The following is a 21,094-nucleotide window of genomic DNA, read 5'->3' on the forward strand; positions in this document are numbered from 1 at the left end:
GTTGTTCGTCGGCTGCGGGTGCGCTGTGGTCGCTCGCGCAGTTCCCCGCGCCCCTCAGGGGGCTTTCCCCCCACCTCCGGTGAACTTCTCGTACTCCTTCAGCACTTCCTCCGTACCCCCGTCCATCCGCAACTCCCCCCGCTCCAGCCACAGCACCCGATCGCACGTGTCACGGATCGACTTGTTGTTGTGGCTCACGAGAAAGACCGTCCCCGCACTCTTCCGCAACTCCCGGATCCGAGCCTCGGAGCGCTTCTGAAAGGAGCGATCCCCCGTGGCCAGGGCCTCGTCGATCATCAGCACGTCATGGTCCTTGGCCGCGGCGATGGAGAAACGGAGCCGTGCGGCCATACCGGACGAGTACGTCCGCATGGGCAGCGTGATGAAGTCGCCCTTCTCGTTGATGCCGGAGAAGTCGACGATCTCCTGATACCGCTCGCGCACCTGTTCCCGGGACATTCCCATGGCGAGGCCGCCGAGATGGACGTTGCGTTCGCCGGTCAGGTCGTTCATCAGGGCGGCGTTCACACCGAGCAGCGAGGGCTGACCGTCCGTGTAGATCCGCCCGTGCTCCACCGGGAGCAGTCCGGCGACGGCCTTGAGCAGCGTGGACTTTCCGGACCCGTTCGTGCCGATGAGCCCGATCGCCTCTCCCCGGTACGCCGTGAAGGAGACCGCCTTCACGGCGTGCACCTTCCGCACACCCGACGCCTGTTCGGTCTTCTTCCGGCGCAGGATGCGATTGAGGGCCGCGGTGGCGCTGCCGCGGCCGGCCCCCGTGCCGTTGACGCGGTAGACGATGTCGACGCGGTCGACGACGACCGTGGGGACGAGGTCCGCCCCGAGGGTGGGGACGGAGCCGTCGGTCGCCTCGCCGGGGACACGGTCCGCGACGAGGGTGGGGGCGGGTGCGTTCCTGGGATCAGCCACGGCCGTACGTCTCCTCTGCCTTCCAGAAGTAGATGAAGCCGCCGACGCCGGCGAGCAGTGCCCAGCCGACCGCGAGCGCCCACACGTGGTGGGGCAGCTGGCTCGCGTGGAAGGTGTCGATGAGCGCGAACCGCATCAGGTCGATGTAGACCGCGGCCGGGTTGCACTCCAGGGCGACCAGCACGATGTGCGGCATGTCCTGGTGGGCGGTGAGCACCCTGTCGATGCTCCACATGACACCGGACACGTACATCCAGGTGCGCAGCACGAACGGCATCAGCTGTGCGATGTCCGGCGTCCTCGCGCCCATCCGGGCCATGATCATCGCCACGCCCGCGTTGAACACGAACTGCAGTGCCAGGGCGGGAACGGCCAGCAGCCAGGACGCACTCACGGGCACGCCGACGCAGAGCAGGATCACGAACAGCGCGGCCATCGAGAACAGCAGCTGCTGGAGCTGTTGCAGCGCGTACGACACCGGGAGCGCGGCCCGCGGGAAGTGCAGGGCGCGCACCAGGCCGAGGCTGCCGGAGATCGCCCGGGTGCCCGCCATGATCGAGCTCTGGGTGAACGTCCACACGAAGACGCCGGTGACCAGGAACGGGATGTAGTCCGGCACGCCGCGGCTCGTGCCCATGAGCTCGCCGAAGATGAAGTAGTAGACCGCCGCGTTCAGCAGGGGCGTGGCCACCTGCCAGACCTGGCCGAGCTTCGCCTGGCTGTACTGGGCGGTGAGCTTGGCCGTGGCGAACGCCGTGATGAAGTGCCGGCGTGCCCACAACTGGCGGACGTACGCGGGCAGTGTGGGACGGGCGCCGCTGACCGTGAGGCCGTAACGGGCGGCGAGTGCCGCGGCGTCGTCGGGCAGGGCGGCCGACGCCGGCACCGGGTCGGGTGCCGGGGGCGGTGTGTGGAGGACCTGACTCACATCCGCTGCTTTCGCTCGGAGCGCGGGGCTCGTGGGAGGGGGTGTGCGAACGCTTCTTTTACGTCGCTACGGGCCCGTCTTTACCCGTACCTGGGACCCTCTTTACGTCGGGACGGAACCGTATCGTCGTAACGTGAGCGTAGATCGATCTGACGTCGGAACGCAACCGTTTCGTCGTGACGCCCCTATGCTGTTCGGTATGACGACGAACGCCGACGGGGCCCCAGAGAGCCCGCAGCAGCCGCGCCGCCGGACTCCCGCCGGAGCGGCGGTGCTCCGGGAGGATGTGACGGAGGCCATCAGGGCGGCCGTCTTCGAGGAACTCGCGGCCGTCGGATACGCGCGGATGTCCATCGAGGGGATCGCGCGCCGCGCGGGCGTGGGCAAGACCGCGGTGTACCGCAGGTGGCGTTCAAAGCTGCACCTGGTGCTCGACCTGGTGTCGGCGGTCGCGGTGCAGGGGCTGCCGGCACCGGACACGGGCTCCCTGGAGGGCGACCTGCGTCTCCTGTACGAGGTCACGTCCCGCGCCCTGCGTCACCCTGTCGCCTCGCAGATCATCCCCGACCTTCAGGCCGAGGCCGCCCGCAATCCGGACATCGCCGAGGCCATGCAGAAGGCCCTGCGGGAGGGGCAGGAGGGCGTCGCCAGCGGCATCGTGGCCGCGGCGGAGCGGCGCGGCGAGGTCCGTACGGGCATCGACGACGAACTGGCGCTCGACCTGATCTCCGGACCGCTGTACTGGCGCTCGGTGGTGATCCGCAGCCCCAAGCTGCCGAAGGGGTACCTGGAGAGCCTGGCCCGGGCCACGGCGGTGGCGCTCAAGGCGTTGTAAGGATGTTGTAAAGGCGGCCGTAAGGCGTCGAAGGGTGTCGAAATGGCGCCGCCGGGCCACGAAGTCCGGGTTCATGTGCGGGTAGTGGAAGTCGGCCGACGCCGGTCCCGTTCATGCCAGGGAGCCGTGAATCGTCGCAGCTCCGCACCCCTTGCGGGGTGCCCCGGCAAGGGGCGTCAACCCCGTAGCGTCCGGATCGTTGTCATCCGGGCCTCACTTTCGAGGCCCTCGGGGGCGCATACTGGACTGACGATGACGAAGCCATCCGCGCCCCGGCGCCACCTGTCCACCAGTCCCTTCAAAGCTCCGGTTGTCCCGGTCGCCAAGCACTTCGCCCTGGGTGACCGTGTTACGCACGACCAGTTCGGCCTGGGCAGGATTGTCGGCGTCGAGGAGGGCATTGCGATGCTCGTCGACTTCGGCTCCCGCCAGGCCCGTATCGTCAGCCCCTACACCCGCATGGACAAGCTCTGACGGATCCCGTCAGTACGCCCGTCAGGCACTCGCCGCGGTCCCGGACGACGTCCGGTCCGCGGCGAGCTCGTTTCCGGGCCTCCTGAACCGGTCTTCTGAAACGGGGGCGCCCCCCTCGTCACCGGTCCGGCCCTCAGCGCCTGGCCCTCGGCACCTAGTCCTTCCGGGCCTCGGGATGGAGCCGCACCCAGCCCTCCCAGGCCGACGTGATCATGTCGTGGACGTCGTACTTGGCCTTCCAGGCCAGTTCCGCGGCGATGCGGTCGGCGGAGGCGACGACACGGGGCGGGTCACCGGGGCGCCGCGGGGTGACGGTCGGGTCGAGCGTGCGGCCGGTGACCTCGTTGATCCGGTCGATCATCTCGCGGACGGAGACGCCCTCACCGCGGCCGATGTTGAGGGTCAGGTCCGTGCCGGGGGCGGCGGCCAGGCGGCGGGCGGCCGCCACATGGGCGTCCGCGAGGTCGGCGACGTGGATGTAGTCGCGGACGCACGTGCCGTCGGGGGTCGGGTAGTCGTCGCCGAAGACCCGCGGGGGCGCACCCTCGGTGAGCTTCTCGAAGACCATGGGGATCAGGTTGAAGACGCCCGTGTCGGCCAGTTCCGGCGCCGCGGCGCCCGCCACGTTGAAGTAGCGCAGGGAAGCCGTCGACAGGCCGTGGGCGCGGCCCGTGGCGCGGACCAGCCACTCGCCCGCCAGCTTGGTCTCGCCGTACGGGCTCATCGGCACACAGGGTGTTTCCTCGGTCACCAGGCTGACGTCCGGCATGCCGTACACCGCCGCGGAGGACGAGAACACGAAGGACGGCACCGCGGCGGCCGTGACCGCCTGCAGGAGCATCCGCAGCCCCTCGACGTTCTCGCGGTAGTAGTGCAGCGGCAGGTCCACGGACTCGCCGACCTGCTTCTTCGCCGCCAGATGGACGACGCCCGTGACCGCGTGGTCCTTCAGCGCGCGGGCCACCCGCTCCCCGTCCAGGGTCGAGCCGACGACCAGCGGCACCCCGTCGGGCACGCGCTCGGCGATCCCGGTGGACAGGTCGTCGTACACCACGGCCCGTTCGCCCGCCTCGGTCATCGCACGGACGACGTGCGCCCCGATGTAGCCGGCGCCGCCGGTGATCAGCCAGGTCATGTAGCGGCCGTCCCCTCGTGTGTCGGTTCGTGTGTCGGTGATGGTGCGGCCGGTCGGACACGCGGACCGGTAATGCGGACGCGGATCCGCCCGGGTGGTCGAGCCGACTGTCAGTGAAGCAAACGCCTCATTCTGCGGCGCACCACGGTGGTCATTCCACGCCAGCCGGGCGCCAGTCGCAGCGCGAGCGAGCCCGCGTGGGTCGCGTACGGATGGACGAGCAGCAGCCCGTGCCGGCCGTTGGGCACGACGGAGCGGCGCAGCAGGCCCGGGCCCGCGACGGCGTGCGCGGTGGTCTCGCGGCTCGTGCCGTCGTGGAAGCGCAGCCGAAGGCGCAGGTCCCAGATGCCGGACCCGAGCGCCGCGAGGTCGACGGCCGCCTCGGCCGTCCATGAGTCGGGGTCCGAGCCGTCGTCGACGGGATCGGGGTCGTCGGGCAGGAACTCCGCCGTCACCGTGAGCCCGACCACCCCGTCGTGCCGGTTCACGAACTCGGCGTCCACGGACGCCGGCGCCGCGTCCGCCATCCGCCCGTACAGCTCGTGCAGGCGCAGCCGCAGCCGGGTGGCACGCGCGCGTGGCCGCAGTTCCGCGTCGACGGCCACGGGGAGGAGGCGTACGGGCCGGAACAGCAGGTGTTCCAGAGTCACCTGGGTCAGGTCGGCGGACCAGACCGGCGTACCGTCCGCGAGCCGTGCGTACGGCGGCCGCAGCCGGGCCGGGCGCGCCGAGACCTCCTTGACGCGGGTCAGGTCGCGGGGCTCCTCGGAGGCCGTCACGACCTGTGCGACGACCCGTCCCGGCGCCGGGGCGAGCGCGAGGTCGGCCGCGTCGAACGTCGCTAGGTACGCGCGCGTGAGGGCCCACCACTCCCTCCGGTACTCGGGACCGCGCTGATCCAGCTCGCGCGCGTACATCCGCAGCGAGTGGTCGAGGAACCGCGCGCGCGTCGCCCGCGCCAGCCGCTTCTCACCGGCGGCGAGGAGGATGTCGTACGAGAGGGCGTGGGCGGTGATCCTGGACCGCCAGTTGCCGACATCCGCCCGGTCCAGCGAGATCGACAGCCGCTCGGCGCTCCGGCGCACGTGCCAGACGTACACCGTGTCCGGGATCAGCGCGACGCGCGGACCGGCGGCGAGCACGCGCGCGGTGAAGACGAAGTCCTCGTAGGGGAAGCGTCCTTCGGGGAAGCGGATGCCGTGCTCGCGCAGGAAGTCGGTGCGGTAGAGCTTGTTGACGCAGAGGGTGTCGTGGACCAGGTGGGTGCGGCGGGACGGGTGCTTCACCAGGGCGGCCCTGGCGTACAGCTCGGGCTGCCAGGGGACCTCGCGGCCGGAGGGCAGCTCGCGGCGCACACACAGCCCGGCGGCGACCTCGGCCCCGCGCCCGGCGGCCGCGTCGAGGAGCGCGTCCACGGCGCCGGGCGGCAGGACGTCGTCGCTGTCCAGGAACATCACGTACGGGGCCGTGGCGGCGTCGATCCCGTCGTTGCGCGGGCTGCCGCAACCCCCGCTGTTGACCTTGCGGCGGAGCACCTTCAGGCGTGGTTCGTCGAGGGCGAGGCGGTCCAGGAGATCCGCGCTGCCGTCGGCCGAGCAGTCGTCCACGGCGATCACCTCGCGGACGGCGGGCCCCTGCGCGAGGGCCGAGCGCACCGCCTCCGTCACATGGGCGGCGTCGTCGTACCCGATGACCACGACGCACACCTGTGACCGGTGGGGAGGTATGGCTTGGATGGGTCGCATGGCTTCCACAGGGCGAAATAGTGGCTGGTGTAGGTAATTTTCCGTTAAGAGGTACTTACTGTCTCGTGGGGAAGATGACGGGAATTGTGTGCGGGTTCCGTCTCCCCTGATCGAATTCCCGCGGACCGTGTGCCGGCGGGCCGGATTCCGGCGGTCCACAGGCGGCGGAAGGAGAGCGCCGCGGCCGCGACGAGCAGTCCGTTGCGGACGAGCATCAGCAGGGAGCCCGTCCAGGTGCAGTCCATGACGTCCCTGTACAGGACGGGGTACGCGAGAGCGCTGGCCGCCGCGGCCGCCGTGATCAGCACGGCCACCGGACGCTGCGAGGTGTGCCGCGAGGTCAGGCACACGGCCGCCAGGCCGAGCAGCCACACGAGGTACTGGGGGCTGATCACCCGGCTCGTCACGGTGAACAGGAGTACGGCACAGAGCGCGGCGTCGTACGGGGTCGCCGGCGTCCAGTGCCGGGCCCGCAGGCGCCACAGCAGCATGGCCCCGAAGGCGGCGACGGTGAGTGCCAGCGACGCCGCGGCGATCGTGCTGACGTACGGTCCCGTGAACTCCATCGCCCCGTACCGGTAGCGCACCTGCCCCGGCCAGCCGGCGTGCCGCGCGAAGGAGAGGGCCGTCCCGCCGAGCGACTCGATCTGTACGCCCCGGCCGCCCTGCTGGCGCAGGAAGTCGAAGGGGTTGCGGAAGAGCGCGGTGAGTGCCAGGAGCAGGGCGCCCGCGGTGACGGCCGCCGAGGTCCACACCTCCCTCGTCGTACGCCCCCTGGGGGTGCCGATCAGGATCAGAGCGGGCCACACCTTCACGAGAGCGCCCAGCGCGGCGAAGGCGCCGCACGCGCGCGTGGAGCGCGAAAACGTCAACAGGGCGATGACGGCAAGGGCGGTGACCTGCACGTCGTAGCGGGCGAGCGGGAGGTGCAGGAGGAGGGGGAGGCCCGCGATCCACAGGGCCGCGCCGCGCAGGCTGCGGCCCGTCCGGGTGCCCGCGCGCGTGAGGGCGACGGCGACCAGGGCGTCGGCGGCGAGTGCGAGGAGCACGAACGCCTGGAAGTACGTCAGCCCCGGCAGCAGCCCGGGGGACAACAGGACCGGGCCCGCGCCCGGCGGGTACTGCCACAGCCGGTCGCCCGAGGGGAACGTGCCGTGGGCGAGCACGCCGTACCAGCGGGCGTACAACTCGTGCACCTCGCGCGCGACACCGCCGATGCCCAGCGGGGCGTGCCCGTCCCGGGCGAGCAGCCAGAGCATCAGGGCGCGGGTGGTGAGCCAGCCGACGGCGACGAGGAGGAGACGGGGCTTCATCCAGGGCTTCACCCGACGGATCGTAAGCCGCAAGAAGGCATATAACGTCTGATGACGGGTCAATCACGTGCGAAGGCTGACTAATAGCACAAAATCTGGCGCATGGTCGTCAAGCGTCCGCAGGTTGCCGTCGCCGTGCTCGTACCCGTACTCGTCATGTTCGGGATCGGTCTGTGGGGGATCGATCGTGGCGGGATGTGGCGGGACGAGGCGGTCACCTTCCAGGTGGCGCGGCGCTCGCTCCCGCAGATCTGGCAGCTGCTGCACTCCGTGGACGCGGTGCACGGCCTCTACTACCTCCTCATGCACCCCGTCCTCGCCCTCCACCCCGGAGAGGTCGCCCTGCGCGTCCCCTCGCTCTGCGCGGCCGCCGCGACCGCGGGTCTGGTCGCGGCCCTGGGGGCCCGGCTCGCCCGCCCGAGAGTGGGCCTGTGGGCGGGCCTGCTGTACGCCGTGACCCCGATGGCCGGGCACTTCGCCCAGGAGGGACGTTCGTACGCGCTGGTCGCCGCCGGGGTCGCGGCATCGACGCTGCTGCTGGCGCGGGCGACGACCGCCGACGCGGGCGGGAACGGGGGCGGGAACGGAAACGGGGCCGAGGGCCAGGAGGACGAGCCCGTGGGCCGGCTCGCCCGGCACGCGCGCGTGGTCGGCTGGTGCGCGTACGGAGGGGTCGTCGCCGTCACCGTCCTGCTGCACGAGTTCGCCGTACTGATCCTGCTCGCGCACGCCGCCACCCTGGCCCTCGCCCGTATGCCCCGCCGCGTGTGGCGCGACTGGGCCTGCGCCGCGGGTGCCGTACTCCTCGTCCTGCTTCCGCTAGCCCTGGTCTCCAGCGGCCAGGCGGACCAGGTCGCCTGGCTCCGGCCCCCGGGCGGCGGCACCGTCGAACGCCTGCTGTGCTCCTTCACCGGCCCGACCCAGCTGGTCCTCGGCCCGTATCTGCTGCTGATCGCCCTCGCCCTGCGCGCCCCGTTCACCCCGCCCGCCCGCCGCGGCGAACTCTCCCTCCCCGCGGTCGCCCTGCCGCTGCTGCTCCTCCCGCCCGCGGTCCTCATCGCGGTCTCACGCCACTGGCCGCTCTACGACGACCGCTATGTGCTGTACGCGCTCGCCGGGGCGCCGTTGCTGGCGGCGGCGGGGGCGGAACGGCTGGTCGTGGCGGCGCGCCGGTCGGGGCTTGCGCGACGCGAGGCCGACGCCGACGACCCGATGCGGGGCCTGGGCGGCGCGGCCGTTCCCGCTCCCGATTCCGATCTCGTGCGAGGCGTCCGCGTGCCGTACGCCGCCACGCTGGTCGGCGTGCTGGCCATCGGTCTCGCCTTCGTCTCACAGCTGCCCGTCCTCCGGGAGGACCGGGACCCCGCCCGCCGCCCCGACAACCTCGCCGTCGTCTCGGCCGCCGCCGCCCAGCGGATGAGCCCCGGTGACCCCGTGCTCTTCCTGCCGTCGCTCGGCAGGCGCTCCGCGCTGGCGTACCCGAAGGGGTTCCAGGGCACGCGGGACATCGCGCTGGAGGAGCCCGCACCCGTCTCCGGGACGCTCTACGGACGCGAGGCCGGCCCGGACGAGCTGCGCCGCAGACTCGCCGGCCTGGACCGCGTATGGGTGGTCGCCGAGCCGTACGCGCTGAAGTCGGCCTGGTATCCGAGTGATCCGACCGAGCGGGTCAAACTCACCGTCGTGGGCGAGGAGTTCGTGCCGCGGGCGGAGTTCGTACGGAAGGGGTCGATTCTGCGGCTGTATGTGCGGAGGGCTCCGACGATGTGAGGGGCGGGGCGGGGGAGTGGTGGGGGAGTGGTGGGCGGCAGGTGGTGCGTGGCCGGTGGCGTGTGGTGCGTGGGCGGGGGTTACGCGCCGCAGCCCGGCGTCTCGTCCAGGGCCGCCGCGTCCAGCGCGTTCGTGAGTTTGTCGAGCCGGGCGCGCAGTTCGAGGATCTCGTCCAGTTCGAAGGTCGTCGCGGCGGCGATCCGGCGCGGTACGCGCAGTGCCTGCTCGCGCATGGCCGTGCCCTCGTCCGTGAGTCCGACCACCACGGACCGCTCGTCGCGCGCACTGCGCTCACGCCGTACGAGGCCTGCCGCCTCCAGTCGCTTCAGCAGCGGCGACAGCGTGCCGGAGTCGAGCCGCAGGTGCTCGCCGACCTTCTTCACGGGCAGCTCGCCGTGCTCCCACAGGACGAGCATGACCAGGTACTGGGGGTACGTGAGCCCCAGGTCCTTCAGCACGACCCGGTACACGCCTCCGAAGGCGCGGGAGGCCGCGTTCAGGGAGAAGCAGATCTGCTGGTCGAGGCGGAGGAAGTCCTCGTCCCGTGCGGGGTGCTGTACGGCGGGGCCGGGTGCGGGCGTCGTGGTCATGCCTCCAGGGTACCTCCGGTGCGTCATTTAGTTGTGCACAATTAAATTGTGTGCTCTACTTGTGGTCGTGAGGGGGGCCGGACCAAGGCCCGCCGATACGACGTTGACCCTGAGAGGGATGGTTTTCATGGACGCGCTCTACACCGCTGTCGCCACCGCCACCCACGGCCGTGACGGCCGGGCCTACAGCTCCGACGGCAAGCTCGACCTGGAGCTCGGCATACCGGTGGAGATGGGCGGCAACGGTCAGGGCACGAACCCGGAGCAGCTGTTCGCGGCCGGTTACTCGGCCTGTTTCGCCAGTGCGCTCGGGCTGGTCGGGCGTGCGGCGAAGGTCGATGTCAGTGACGCGGCGGTGACCGCCGAGGTCGGGATCGGCAAGCAGGGGGAGGGCTTCGCCCTTGCTGTCACGCTCCGTGTGGAGCTGCCCGAGTCCGTGGACGCCGAGACCGGCCGCAAGCTGATCGAGCAGGCCCACCAGGTGTGCCCCTACTCCAACGCGACCCGGGGCAACATTCCGGTGGAGCTCGTCGTCGAGTAGTGGCAGTGGCTTTCCTCGCCCCCGCCGCCCCTACCCGTCCCGTCCCTGAGGGCCGCCGCCCCCAGACCCCCGCTGATCGGCCTGAACGGCCTCGTCCTCAAACGCCGGACGGGCTGGTTGTGCCTGGACCGGGCTATTGAGGTTCGGCCCGGCCGCGAATTCTTTAGCCCCTCCGGCGTTTGAGGAGCGGGGGTTCGGGGGCCGGCCCCCGAGTAGTGACGGGAACGGGTAGGGGCGGCGGGGGCGATAGAACTCTGCCAGCAGCAACGGCACCCCCACCACCGGCACCAGCCACACCATCACCATCAACCGGTCGATGCCGATGTCGGGATGGGCGGCGATGCTGAGGACGCCGGTGCCCCCGGCGGCGGCGAGGAGCACGCCGAAGGCGGGCCACCGTCGGAGAGCCCCCCACCCGCCGGCCACCAGAAGCGCCAGGAACAGCGGCTCGGCCAGCTGCCGCCGGAGCCACTCCGTCCAGAAGTTGAGCTCCAGATGGAGGAACTCCCACCACGCCCGCTCCCGGTCGGGCCGGTTGAAGTGGTCGGTGAGGAGGTCCTGGAGGCTGTCGGACTCCGAGGGGTACGGGAGCAGCCGGGTCAGCAGCATGACGCCGACGGTCGCCCCCACCGTCACCTTCAGCAGCGTCTTCACGGCCGCACCCACAGGCCGCCCCGCCCGCCTCCGGTAGAGGCCGATCACCCCGAGCCCCCCGGCCAGGCACACCGACAGAAACAGCGCCTGCGAGTGCTTCACGGTGAACAGCAGCGCCAGCGAGACGCCCACCAGGCCGGCGGCTCCCGCCCGTCCCCGCAGCACCAGCGCACACCCCCACAGCACCGCCAACGTGAGCGCTATCATCGTGCCCTCGGTCATGGGCCGCATCGCGGTCGCACCGGTAGGCAGGACGTAGTAGAGGGCCTGTCCGGTCAGCGCCAAGCCCACCGGCACGCCCACCGTCCGCAGGACGAGGAACACCAGCACGCCCCCGGCCGCCGCGACACACACCCCCGCCGCCCACAGCCCCCACGTCACCCCGAGCACCGTCACGAACGGCACGAGCAGCAGCGGATACCCGGGCCGCACCTCGAAGATCCGCATGAACCGTTCGCTCATGAAGGGCGCCGTCCACCCGGACGTCTGCCCGGCCTCCAGCCGCCGCCCGACGCTCCAGTCGTAGTAGCCCCGGCACTCGTCCCGGATCTCCGGCCCCGGATCGGGAGCGCGGAAGCGCCGCACGTCCACACTGTGGTTCCGCGACGCGGTCTCGCCCCGGCTCGCGCACACGTACGCGATCGTGCGCCCCGCCGCCTCCTCCTTGTCCGCACCGCCCAGACTCAGCGCGTACGACAGGTAGTTGCGGCTGTCGGGCGTGTCCCGTCCGGTGACGTTGGCGAGCTGGAGACAGCCGAAGAGGGCGGCGAGGAACAGCACCCACGCGGCGGGCCGAGCGTTCACGAGCGCGCCAACTGCCCGCTCGGGACGCCGGGTGCGGGGACCGTGGGCGGCACGGCGGCCAGGTCCTCGCCCAGCATCAGCAGCCGTACGACCCGCTCGGCGGCCCGCCCGTCGTCGTAGCCGCCGAACCGCTCCCGGAAGGCGCCCCGCAGTCGCGCCGACTCCTCGTCCCGCCACGCGCCCGACGCGAACAGTCGCGCCAACTCGCCTTCGTCGTACGCCACATGGCCCGGCGGGCGCTCGGTCACGTCGAAGTACGTGCCGCGTCCGGCGAGGTAGGTGTCCCGGTCGTAGACGTGCAGGACGATCGGCCGGTCGAGGTGGGCGTAGTCGAACATCAGGGACGAGTAGTCGGTGACCAGCGCGTCGGAGGCGAGCATCAGGTCCTCGACGCTCGGCTCGTCGGTGACGTCCAGGAGCACTCCCCGCCGCGCCAGGTCCTTGAGTTCCAGGCCGCGTTCGTGGCGCTGGGCCAGTGACGGGTGGAGGCGGACCGCCAGGACGTGGTCGCCCGGCAGCCCGGCCGCGAGGCGTTCCAGGTCGCAGTCGGGCGCGTAACCGCCCTGACGGTGGTCGCGGTTGGTCGGCGCGTACAGGATCAGGGTCCTGTCGTCACCGACGTCCAGCCGCTGCCGTACGGACTCCCGCCGGCCCGGTTCCGGGCGGACCAGGCAGTCGTTGCGCGGGCTGCCCGAGCGCAGGGACACGAAGTCGCAGGGGTAAGCGCGGTCCCAGACCAGCTCCGAGTGCGGGTTCGCGACCAGGCTGTAGTCCCAGCGGTCGGCCCGCCGCAGCATCTTCGGGACGCTGAAGCCCCGTCGCGCGCCCGGGTACTTGAGCAGGTCCACGCCCATCGACTTGAGCGGGGTGCCCTGGTGGGTGTGGATGTGCACCGCGCCCTCGCGCTTCACCAGGTCGTTCGCCCAATTCATGTTGTTGACCAGGTACTTGGCCCTCGCCGTCACCTTCCGGTACGCCCGGCTGCCCGGCAGGACGTGCTCGACGTCCGGCGGCAGCGTGTCCACGTACTCCTTCCCGACCACCCACACGCCCCGGATGTGCGGGGCGATCTCCCGCGCCTTGCGGTGGATCGCGGCCGGATCGCCGAGGACGCCCCGGTGGGAAAAGGCCGAGTACACGGCCAGGTTGGGGTCGAGCGCGCGCCGCAGCACCAGCCGCCGGTGCGCCGCGAGCAGCACCCTGCGCAGCCGCCGGCGCCAGACCCGGTAGCGCCTGCGCAGACCGGCCCGCCGCACGGCGGCCGCGCGGTGCAGACCGTAGAGGACGTACGGAGTCCGGGCGAGCAGCGTGAAGGACACCCTCGGGATGTCCGCACCGAGCCGGTGCCCGCTCGGCCGGTACGCCCGCAGGTCCCGCGCCGCCCGCCGGTGGAACTCGGGACGGGCCGACGGTGGTACGCGGTCCTGCTGGCGGAGGATGAAGAGGTAGTGGTCCGCCATGTGGTCGTAGAGGAAGCCGCGCCACCGCTCCAACCCGGGCCGCTCCGCGATGAACCGGAACAGCCGCTCGTACTGCGCGAACACCTCGAAGTGCTCCCGGCTCGGCGTGCGCATCGCGTTGCCCTGGCGGCGCTGCCGGTAGTACACGCAGATCCGGTCGACGAGCGTGATCGTGCGGGCCGTCCACAGCGTCTGGTAGACGACCACCGCGTCCTCGTAGAAGCCGGTGGGGAAGGTGAAACCGCCCTCGCGGAAGAAGTCGAGGCGGTACGCCTTGTTCCAGACGACCGTGAACAGGTCGAGCAGATCGGGGCGTTCGGCGACCGTGAACACCTCGGGGCCCGGCGCCTCGAACACCGCCGCGTCCCGGTTGCGCTTCACCGCGCCGTGCCAGTGCGTGCGCGCGTAGTCGAACAGGACGATGTCGGGCCGCGAGGTCGCGTCGATGCGCTCGGCGATCGCCCGCAGCGTGCCCGGCGTGTAGCTGTCGTCGCTGTCGAGGAACAGCAGGTACTCGCCCCGCGCCAGCTTCGCCCCGTGGTTGCGGGCCGGACCGATACCGCCGTTGACCGGCAGATGCACCGGCACGACCCGCTCGTCGCGGGCCGCGAACTCGTCGATGATCGCCGAACTCCCGTCCGGGGAACAGTCGTTGACGACGATCAGCTCGAAGTCGCCGTACGACTGGTCGAGGACCGACTCCAGGCATACGCGCAGATAGCCCTGCACGTTGTGGACGGGCACGACGATGCTGAAGCGGGGCATGGCACCTCCAGGTCCGGGAACCGGCGGGGATTTCGGGGGACGTGACGTCGGCATCAGCGGGCCGGCGTGTGGGTCCGTGAGCCGGCGACGACCGCCGGTCTCGCCGCCGGAACGGGGAGGCGCTCGTGCAACGGCACCACCGGCGGCAGCTCCTCCTCGGCCTGCCCCAGCAGCACCCGCCGTACGACCCGCTCGGCGGCCCGCCCGTCGTCGAACCGGCAGAAGCGCTCCCGGAACCGGTCCCGCAGCCCGGCGGACCGCTCGTCCGCCCACTCGCCCGACGTGAAGACCCGGATCAACTCGTCCTGCGTACGCGCGACATGGCCGGGTGGCTCGGCCAGCAGGTCGAAATAGACGCCTCGCGTGTCCCGGTAGACGTCCCAGTCGTCGGCGTAGGTGACGATCGGCCGGTCCAGGTTGGCGTAGTCGAACATGATCGACGAGTAGTCCGTGATCAGTGCGTCCGAGGCCAGACAGATGTCCTCGGTCTCCCGCGAGGCCGTGACGTCGATCAACCGCCCGGAGGACACGGCCTGTCGGAGGTCCGCGTCGCCTTCGAGGAAGTAGTGCGCCCGCAGCAGCACCACGAACTCCGGTCCCAGCTCGGCACAGAAGCGGGCCAGGTCGAACTGGGCCGACACATCGCGCGGATAGTCGCGGTACGTCGGCGCGTACAGCAGCGCCACCCGGTCCTGCGGGATGCCGAGCCGCTCGCGGATCGCGGTGACCTCGGCCGGATCCGCCGTGTAGAAGCGGTCGTTGCGCGGATAGCCGTACTCCAGGTGCGTGAAAGCGCTGGGGTAGGCGCCCGACCAGACCTCCGTGGAGTGCGCGTTGGAGGACAGGGAGTAGTCCCAGCGGTCCGCGCGCTCCATCAGCCGGCCGAAGCTCCCGGTGGCCGCCGCGACGGCCCGGTACTCGATCTGGTCGACGCCCATCCGCTTCAGAGGTGTCCCGTGGTGCGTCTGGACGTGCACGGATCCGGGGCGTTTGACCATGGCCGTCTCGAAGTTGACGTTGTTGAACGTGTACTTGGCCCGCGCCAGCACCTCCCAGTACCGCCTGCTCCCGATCACCACGCTCTCCACGTCCTCGGGCATGTTCGCCGCGTCCTGTTCCCGCACCAGGAACACCGACCTGATGTGCGGGGCGAGTTCGCGCGCCTTGCGGTGGACGGCGGCCGGGTTGCAGGCGTAGCCGCGGCCCCAGTAGGCGGCGTAGACGGCGAGGTTCTCGTCGAGGGGCCTGCGGAGGTACCTCCGGTACGGGCCGCTGGGGTGGCCGCGGCGCCATCTGCGGGCGGCGCGGGTCGCGAACGCACGGGCCTGCTCTGTCCGTCGCTCGGCGCCGAGGAGCGCGCGGAACGTGGCGTACGCGCCGCGCGAGAGCAGCCGGTTGCGCAGCCCTTCGGTGCGGTGGCCCGCCGGGCGGTGGCGGCGGTAGAGCCTGCCCGCGCGACGGAAGAAGGCCCTGCGGCAGGACGTGGCCGCCGTGTCGAGGACCTCGGCGAAGAGATGGTCGAAGAGGGCGCGCGATGTGTCCGGGTCCAACTCCTGTTCGGCTGCCCGCCTCAGTACCAGCTCCACCTGGTCGAGGAGTTGGCGCTGTGCGTCGGGCGTCGGGCGGTCGCTGCCGCTGGGGCGCCGCTCGTGACGTCGTACGCAGACCGTGTCCAGCGCGGCGGTCCTCCCGGCCGCGAGGGTCACCGCACCGGACCAGCCGATGTCCGTGAAGTGGCCCTCCGGGAAGGCGAGTTGGTGATCGGCGAGGAATGCCCTTCGGTAGGCCGTGGCCCAGACCGGCCGCCGTACGTCCGTGGGGTCGCCGTCGGCGGTTCCTTCCGCCACCGGTTCGCCCACCCACCACGGGACCCGCTCGTGGGCGAGGTGCAGGACGTCCACCTCGCCGGTCTCCTGGAGCCGTGCGTCCATCGCCGCGAGTGCTCCCGGCGTCAGCACGTCGGTCGCGTTCAGGAAGAGCAGGTAGGTGCCGGTGGCCGCGTGCATGCCTTCGGCGCGTGAACCGGGGGTTCGGACGATGCGGGGGTCTCCGGTGGCGTACTCGTCTGCGACGGTCGCCGCCGGGGAACCGGGGGTGTCGTGGGCCGTGATCAGTTCGAAGTCGGTGAAGGACTGGGCCAGGACCGAGTCGAGGGCGGTGGGGAGGCGCCCCGCGAGGCCTTGTGCGGTGACGATGACGCTGAAGCGGGGCATGTGGTGCGGTGCTCTTTCTGTGACGTGGGGTGCGTTGCCGGGTGCGGGTGGGTGGAGGCTTGTCGCGCAGTTCCCCGCGCCCCTGGGTGAGTGGGCGGTCGGTGTGGTGTGTTGGGTGCGTCTGGGCTGAGCGCGCAGTTCCCCGCGCCCCTGAAAAAGCAGGGGCGCAGCCCCGCCTTTGAGGGCGCGGGGAACTGCGCGACCAGCCCTCACCGGGCCCGCACCCGACAACCGGGCCCGCGCCCTAAAGACAAGGGGCCTGGCCCGCAGGCGTAGGGACGGTGGCAAGCGGTGCCGTTGCAGACTGGTCCGCCGCCGACCGGGCGGGATTGCGCGCGGCGAGCGGCACCACCGCCGGCAGCCCCGACGCCTCGCCCAGCACGACGTGGCGCACCACGCGTTCGGCCGCGTGACCGTCGTCGTACGGACAGAAGCGGTCCCGGAACGCCGATCTGAGCTGCGTGGAGCGGGACCCCCGCCAGTGCCCCGTCGCGAAGATGTCGATCAGCTCGTCCTCGCTGCGCGCCACCGCACCCGGCGGGAACGCGCGCAGGTCGAAATACGTCCCGCGCGCCGCCTCGTACGCCTCCCAGTCGTCCGCGTGGATCACGATCGGCCGGTCGAGGCCCGCGTAGTCGAACATCAGGGAGGAGTAGTCGGTGATGAGCGCGTCCGAGGCGAGGCACAGGGACTCGACGCTCGGGTGGTCCGACACGTCGATGAGCCGGCCGGCGCTCCGCGCGAGCGGGGCCCCGTACGCGTGGTGCGAGCGGGCCAGCAGGACGAAGCGCGGGCCGAGCTGGCGCAGCACCCGCTCCAGGTCGAGCGCGGTGCGCTGGGCGCGCTGGTAGTCGCGGTGCGTGGGCGCGTACAGGACGGCGACCGCGCCCTCGGGGATGCCGAGGTTCTCGCGCAGCCGGGCCACGTCGGTCGAACTCGCCTGCTGGAACCGGTCGTTGCGCGGCTGGCCGTACTCCAGTGTCGTGTAGCCGGACGGGAAGACGCGCTCCCAGACGAGGGTGGAGTGGCGGTTGGCGGACAGGCAGTAGTCCCACTGGTCGGCGTCGCGCAGCAGGGCGGTGAAGTCCGTGCCGCGGGCCGCGGCCGGGCGTTCCTGGAGGTCCAGGCCCATGTGCTTGAGCGGTGTGCCGTGCTGCGTCTGGACGAGGACCTGGCCGGGGCGCTTGACCAGCCGGCGGTCGAAGTCGGCGTTGTTCACGAGGTACTTGGAGCGGGCGAGGGCCGTCCAGTACGCGGCCGTGCCCGGTGTCAGCCTGCGGGTCGCCGTCGGGATCGTGTGGTGGAACTCGGGGCGCGCGATCCACGCGGTGCGCACGTCCGGCGCGTACGTACGGAACGCGGACTCCAGTGCCCCCGGGTTGCAGCCGTGGCCACGCCCGCCGTGGCTGGTGAACACGGCCTGGTCGGCCCGGACGGGAAGGCGGAGCTGGATCTTGTAGTGGAGACGGAGCGCGGCCGTGCGGAGGGTCCGGGCCAGTGCCCCGGTGAGTCGCGTGACGCCTCGCTGGAGCCGCAGAGCCGCCCACAGCGCGCGGTAGGTGGGGTGACTGCCCAGGCGTACCAGCGCGTGCCGCAGCCGGTTGTGGGCCGGGACGTCGGCGGCCCGTACCCGGTAACGGACGTAGTGGGCACGGGCCTTGCGCAGGAACAGGGCGCGGGAGCCGTGCGGCACCCGGTCGCGCTTGAGGAACACGGCCGACAGGTGGTCGACCATGCGGTGGAACAGGACCGGCCGCCAGTGCGCCAGTTCGGGGTGCGCGTCGAGATGCGCGAAGACCCGGTCGTACTGGTCGAAGATGTCGAAGTGCTTGCTGCTGACCGTGCCGAGGATGTTCCCCTGGCGCCGCTGGCGGTAGTGGACGCAGACGCGGTCGAGCGTCGCGATCGTCTCGGCGGCCATCAGGACCGGGGACGTCCAGGGGGTGTCCTCGTAGTAGCCGGGCGGGAAGGCGAAACCCTCCCCCGCGACGAACTCCCGGCGGTACGCCTTGTTCCACACGACCATGAGGACCTTCAGCAGCCCCGGACGGTCGTCGAGCCTGAACGGCGCCGGGGCGTCCTCGGTGAGCTGGCCCGCCTGTACGTTGCGTACCGTCTCGCCCGACCAGAAGGTGCGCGCGTAGTCGTAGACCAGGACGTCCGGGTCGCCGGTCTCCTTGACGCGGTCGGCGATGGCCCGCAGGGCGTCCGGGGTGAGGCTGTCGTCGCCGTCCAGGAAGATCAGGTAGTCGCCGGTCGCGTACCGCATACCGGCGTTGCGGGCCCGGCCGAGGCCCACGTTCTCCTTGAGGTGGACGGCCCGCACACGGGGGTCGGCGGCCGCGAACTCGTCGATGATCGCGCCGCAGGCGTCGGGTGAGCAGTCGTCCACCGCGATCAACTCAAGGTCGGTGAAGGACTGTTCGAGGACGGATGCCATGCACTCGTGCAGATATGCCTGCACCTGGTACGCGGGGACAATGACACTGAACCGGGGCAAGGGACATCCTTGTGTCGGCGCGGGCATACTGCCCGGAAACGGCCGAAGGGGTTACCGGGTTACGCCGGATGCGGCATGTGGGGGACCCCGGGTGAACGCGAAGGGGCGGGCCGATGGCGGCCCGCCCCTCGCGATGTGTACTCCGGGTGCCCGGCCCGGATGTCCCGGACGCTACTTCACCGCGCCCGCCATCACACCGGACACGAACTGCCGCTGGAACGCGAAGAACACGGCCAGCGGGATGACCATCGAGATGAACGCGCCGGGCGCCAGCGTCTCGATGTTGCCCGAGAACTGACGGGTCTGCTGGGTCAGGGCGACCGTCAGCGGCCGTGAGTCGGAGTCCGAGAAGACCAGTGCCACCAGCATGTCGTTCCACACCCACAGGAACTGGAAGATGCCGAGCGACGCGATCGCGGGCCCGCCGAGCGGCAGGACCACGGTGGTGAACAGACGGGTCTCGCTCGCGCCGTCGAGCCGTGCGGCCTCCAGGAGTTCACGGGGGATCTCCGCGAAGAAGTTCCGCAGCAGGAAGATCGCGAACGGCAGGCCGAAGCCCACGTGGAACACGACGACACCGATGATGGTGCCGAAGATCCCGAGGTCGCCGAAGAGTTCGGACATCGGGATCAGGGCGATCTGCACCGGCACCACGAGCAGCGCCACCACGGCCAGGAACCACCAGTCGCGGCCCTTGAAGTCCATCCAGGCGAAGGCGTATCCGGCCATGGCCCCGATGACGATGACCAGGAGGGTGGCCGGCACGGTGATCCAGATCGTGTTGAGCAGGGAGTCGGTGATCTCCTCCTTGCCGAGCAGGGTCGAGTAGCTCTCGGTGGTGAGCTGGGCCGGCTTGCTGAAGACCGTCCACCAGCCGGAGTCCGCGATGTCGGTCGGGTCACGGAACGACGAGGCCAGCAGCCCCACCGTCGGCGTCACCCAGAGCAGTGCGACCAGGATGAGGAAGACCCGCATCACACCGCCGGTCGCGCCGCTCGCCAGCCTTGAGGCGAGCGACCGCTCGGGCGGACCGGCCGCTTCCGCGGTCTCCGGTGGGGCTTTCAGAGGTACGGAGGGTGCGGTCACCGTCGGCGCTCCCTTCGCAGTCGGCGGATGTTGACGATCATCACCGGCATGACGAGCAGCAGCAGGACCACACCGATCGCGCTGGCGAGGCCGAGGTCTCCGCCACCGCCGGTGTACGAGTTGTAGAGCTGCAGGGCCAGGACGTTGGCCTCGTCCTGGGTGGGCTGCGGGGCGATGATGTAGATCAGGTCGAAGATCTTCATCACGTTGATCATCAGCGTGATCAGCACGACCACGAGGACCGGAGCGAGCAGAGGGACCGTGACCCTGCGGAACACCTGCCACTCGTTGGCCCCGTCGACCCGGGCCGCCTCCAGGAGGTTGCGGTCCACTCCGGCGAGACCCGCCGCGATGAGCACCATCGCGAAGCCCGCCCACATCCACGCGTACGAACCGATGATGGCCGGCGTGATCAGGCTCGGGCCGAGCCAGTCGACACCGTTGTAGGGCGCCGCGAAGTTCGAGGACGGCAGGCGCAGTTGGGCACCTTCGGCGGAGGCCGGCAGCGTGAACGTACCGTCGTCGCCCGCCTTCGCGGAGGCCACGACCTTGCCGTCCTTGACCGCCTCGACCTTGAGGCCGGGCAGGGCCTTCTCACCCGTGTCGATGGCGCCCTTCTCGCCGCCGCCGCCCAGTTTGAAGTCCAGCCAGACCGTGCCGGACACCCCGTCGCCCGAGGCCTGGGCGGCCTTGGCGTCCCCGGGGCTGCCGGGCACCTTGTTCGGGGCGATGCCGACCAGCGGGATCAGGGCCGGGGAGCCCGCGCTCACCGTGCCCGTGGAGGTGAAGGAACCCCCGCCGGACGCCTTGAGGTCGCTCTCGGTCGACGGGCGTGCCTTCGGATAGACCGACGACTCGGCGAAGGTGTCGTGCACGCCCACCACCACGGCGTTCGCCACACCCTGGTCGGGGTCCGCCTCGTACACGAGCCGGAAGATGATGCCCGCGGCCAGCATGGAGATGGCCATCGGCATGAAGATGATGAGCTTGAACGCCGTTGCCCAGCGCACCCGTTCGGTCAGCACGGCGAAGATCAGGCCGAGCCCGGTGACCAGCGCCGGGGCGACCGCCACCCAGATCGCGGTGTTCTTGACCGCGGTGAACGTGGCGTCGTCCGTGAAGATGTCGCCGTAGTTGCCCAGCCCCACGAAACCCGAACCGTCGGCGTTGTAGAGACTGCGCCAGACCGAGTACCCGATCGGGTAGACCACGAGCGCGCCGAGCAGCACGATCGCGGGCAGCAGGAACAGACCCACCACCCACGCCCGGGTGCCCATCACGCTCTTGCGTTTTCCGGCGGGGGGCACCGGACCTGCCGGGCCCCCCGCCGTCGCCACCTGCGACGACATGG

General features: G+C 71.1%; 16 protein-coding genes. 4 read left to right on the forward strand and 12 right to left on the reverse strand.

The features are described 5' to 3' along the window. Positions 1-54: 54 nt before the first annotated feature. A complete protein-coding gene (locus OG718_RS33060) occupies positions 55-801 on the reverse strand; it encodes an ABC transporter ATP-binding protein (RefSeq protein WP_143633023.1) in 747 nt (248 codons plus the stop codon). Positions 802-922: 121 nt separating this feature from the next. Then, entirely contained in the window at positions 923-1,858 is a 936-nt protein-coding gene (locus OG718_RS33065) for an ABC transporter permease (RefSeq protein ID WP_143632751.1), read from the reverse strand. Between the two features lie 199 nt (positions 1,859-2,057). Here OG718_RS33065 and OG718_RS33070 point away from each other — a divergent pair, with 199 nt between their 5' ends. Continuing rightward, on the forward strand, positions 2,058-2,693 hold the full coding sequence (locus OG718_RS33070; RefSeq protein WP_328845889.1) for a TetR/AcrR family transcriptional regulator: 636 nt from the start codon (positions 2,058-2,060) through the stop codon (positions 2,691-2,693). A 252-nt stretch (positions 2,694-2,945) separates the two neighbouring features. Further along, positions 2,946-3,167, forward strand: a complete 222-nt coding sequence (locus OG718_RS33075; protein ID WP_055517933.1) for a hypothetical protein — start codon at positions 2,946-2,948, stop codon at positions 3,165-3,167. 154 nt (positions 3,168-3,321) lie between these two features. On the opposite strand, the gene galE is transcribed toward OG718_RS33075, so the two are convergent. The 3 genes from galE to OG718_RS33090 form a co-directional block, all read right to left on the reverse strand. After that, on the reverse strand, positions 3,322-4,302 hold the full coding sequence (galE, locus tag OG718_RS33080; RefSeq protein WP_143632747.1) for a UDP-glucose 4-epimerase GalE: 981 nt from the start codon (positions 4,300-4,302) through the stop codon (positions 3,322-3,324). A gap of 110 nt (positions 4,303-4,412) precedes the next feature. After that, positions 4,413-6,047: a glycosyltransferase family 2 protein gene (locus tag OG718_RS33085; RefSeq protein ID WP_328845890.1), complete on the reverse strand. Its 1,635-nt coding sequence runs from the start codon at positions 6,045-6,047 to the stop codon at positions 4,413-4,415. A gap of 44 nt (positions 6,048-6,091) precedes the next feature. Next, a complete protein-coding gene (locus OG718_RS33090; protein WP_143633019.1) occupies positions 6,092-7,360 on the reverse strand; it encodes a glycosyltransferase 87 family protein in 1,269 nt (422 codons plus the stop codon). A gap of 102 nt (positions 7,361-7,462) precedes the next feature. Between OG718_RS33090 and OG718_RS33095 the strand changes: the two genes are divergently transcribed. After that, positions 7,463-9,130, forward strand: a complete 1,668-nt coding sequence (locus OG718_RS33095) for a glycosyltransferase family 39 protein (RefSeq protein ID WP_328845891.1) — start codon at positions 7,463-7,465, stop codon at positions 9,128-9,130. Positions 9,131-9,210: 80 nt separating this feature from the next. Here OG718_RS33095 and OG718_RS33100 read toward each other — a convergent pair whose 3' ends face one another. Continuing rightward, complete coding sequence (locus tag OG718_RS33100; protein ID WP_328845892.1) at positions 9,211-9,720, reverse strand: MarR family winged helix-turn-helix transcriptional regulator; 510 nt, start codon at positions 9,718-9,720, stop codon at positions 9,211-9,213. 127 nt (positions 9,721-9,847) lie between these two features. On the opposite strand from OG718_RS33100, the gene OG718_RS33105 reads away from it, so the two are divergent. After that, positions 9,848-10,261 carry an organic hydroperoxide resistance protein gene (locus OG718_RS33105; protein WP_055614076.1) on the forward strand — a complete coding sequence of 138 codons (414 nt, stop codon included), beginning with the start codon at positions 9,848-9,850 and terminating at the stop codon, positions 10,259-10,261. Positions 10,262-10,291: 30 nt separating this feature from the next. Here the strand turns inward: OG718_RS33105 and OG718_RS33110 are convergent, their stop codons facing one another. The 6 genes from OG718_RS33110 to OG718_RS33135 all read right to left on the reverse strand — a co-directional run bounded on the left by OG718_RS33110 (position 10,292) and on the right by OG718_RS33135 (position 21,092). Next, complete coding sequence (locus OG718_RS33110) at positions 10,292-11,719, reverse strand: hypothetical protein (RefSeq protein WP_328845893.1); 1,428 nt, start codon at positions 11,717-11,719, stop codon at positions 10,292-10,294. Then, the gene (locus OG718_RS33115; protein WP_328845894.1) at positions 11,716-13,944 is read right to left on the reverse strand and encodes a bifunctional glycosyltransferase/CDP-glycerol:glycerophosphate glycerophosphotransferase; all 2,229 of its coding nucleotides are present in this window, start codon (positions 13,942-13,944) and stop codon (positions 11,716-11,718) included. The genes OG718_RS33110 and OG718_RS33115 overlap by 4 nt, the downstream gene beginning before the upstream one ends. 53 nt (positions 13,945-13,997) lie before the next feature. After that, entirely contained in the window at positions 13,998-16,157 is a 2,160-nt protein-coding gene (locus tag OG718_RS33120; RefSeq protein ID WP_328845895.1) for a bifunctional glycosyltransferase/CDP-glycerol:glycerophosphate glycerophosphotransferase, read from the reverse strand. Between the two features lie 244 nt (positions 16,158-16,401). Then, the gene (locus OG718_RS33125) at positions 16,402-18,657 is read right to left on the reverse strand and encodes a bifunctional glycosyltransferase/CDP-glycerol:glycerophosphate glycerophosphotransferase (protein ID WP_328845896.1); all 2,256 of its coding nucleotides are present in this window, start codon (positions 18,655-18,657) and stop codon (positions 16,402-16,404) included. A 171-nt stretch (positions 18,658-18,828) separates the two neighbouring features. Further along, complete coding sequence (locus OG718_RS33130; RefSeq protein ID WP_143633015.1) at positions 18,829-19,632, reverse strand: carbohydrate ABC transporter permease; 804 nt, start codon at positions 19,630-19,632, stop codon at positions 18,829-18,831. Between the two features lie 107 nt (positions 19,633-19,739). Further along, a complete protein-coding gene (locus OG718_RS33135; protein WP_143632737.1) occupies positions 19,740-21,092 on the reverse strand; it encodes a carbohydrate ABC transporter permease in 1,353 nt (450 codons plus the stop codon). Positions 21,093-21,094 lie beyond the last annotated feature (2 nt).

This window comes from Streptomyces sp. NBC_00258, from assembly GCF_036182465.1.
In the GTDB taxonomy this organism is placed as follows: domain Bacteria; phylum Actinomycetota; class Actinomycetes; order Streptomycetales; family Streptomycetaceae; genus Streptomyces.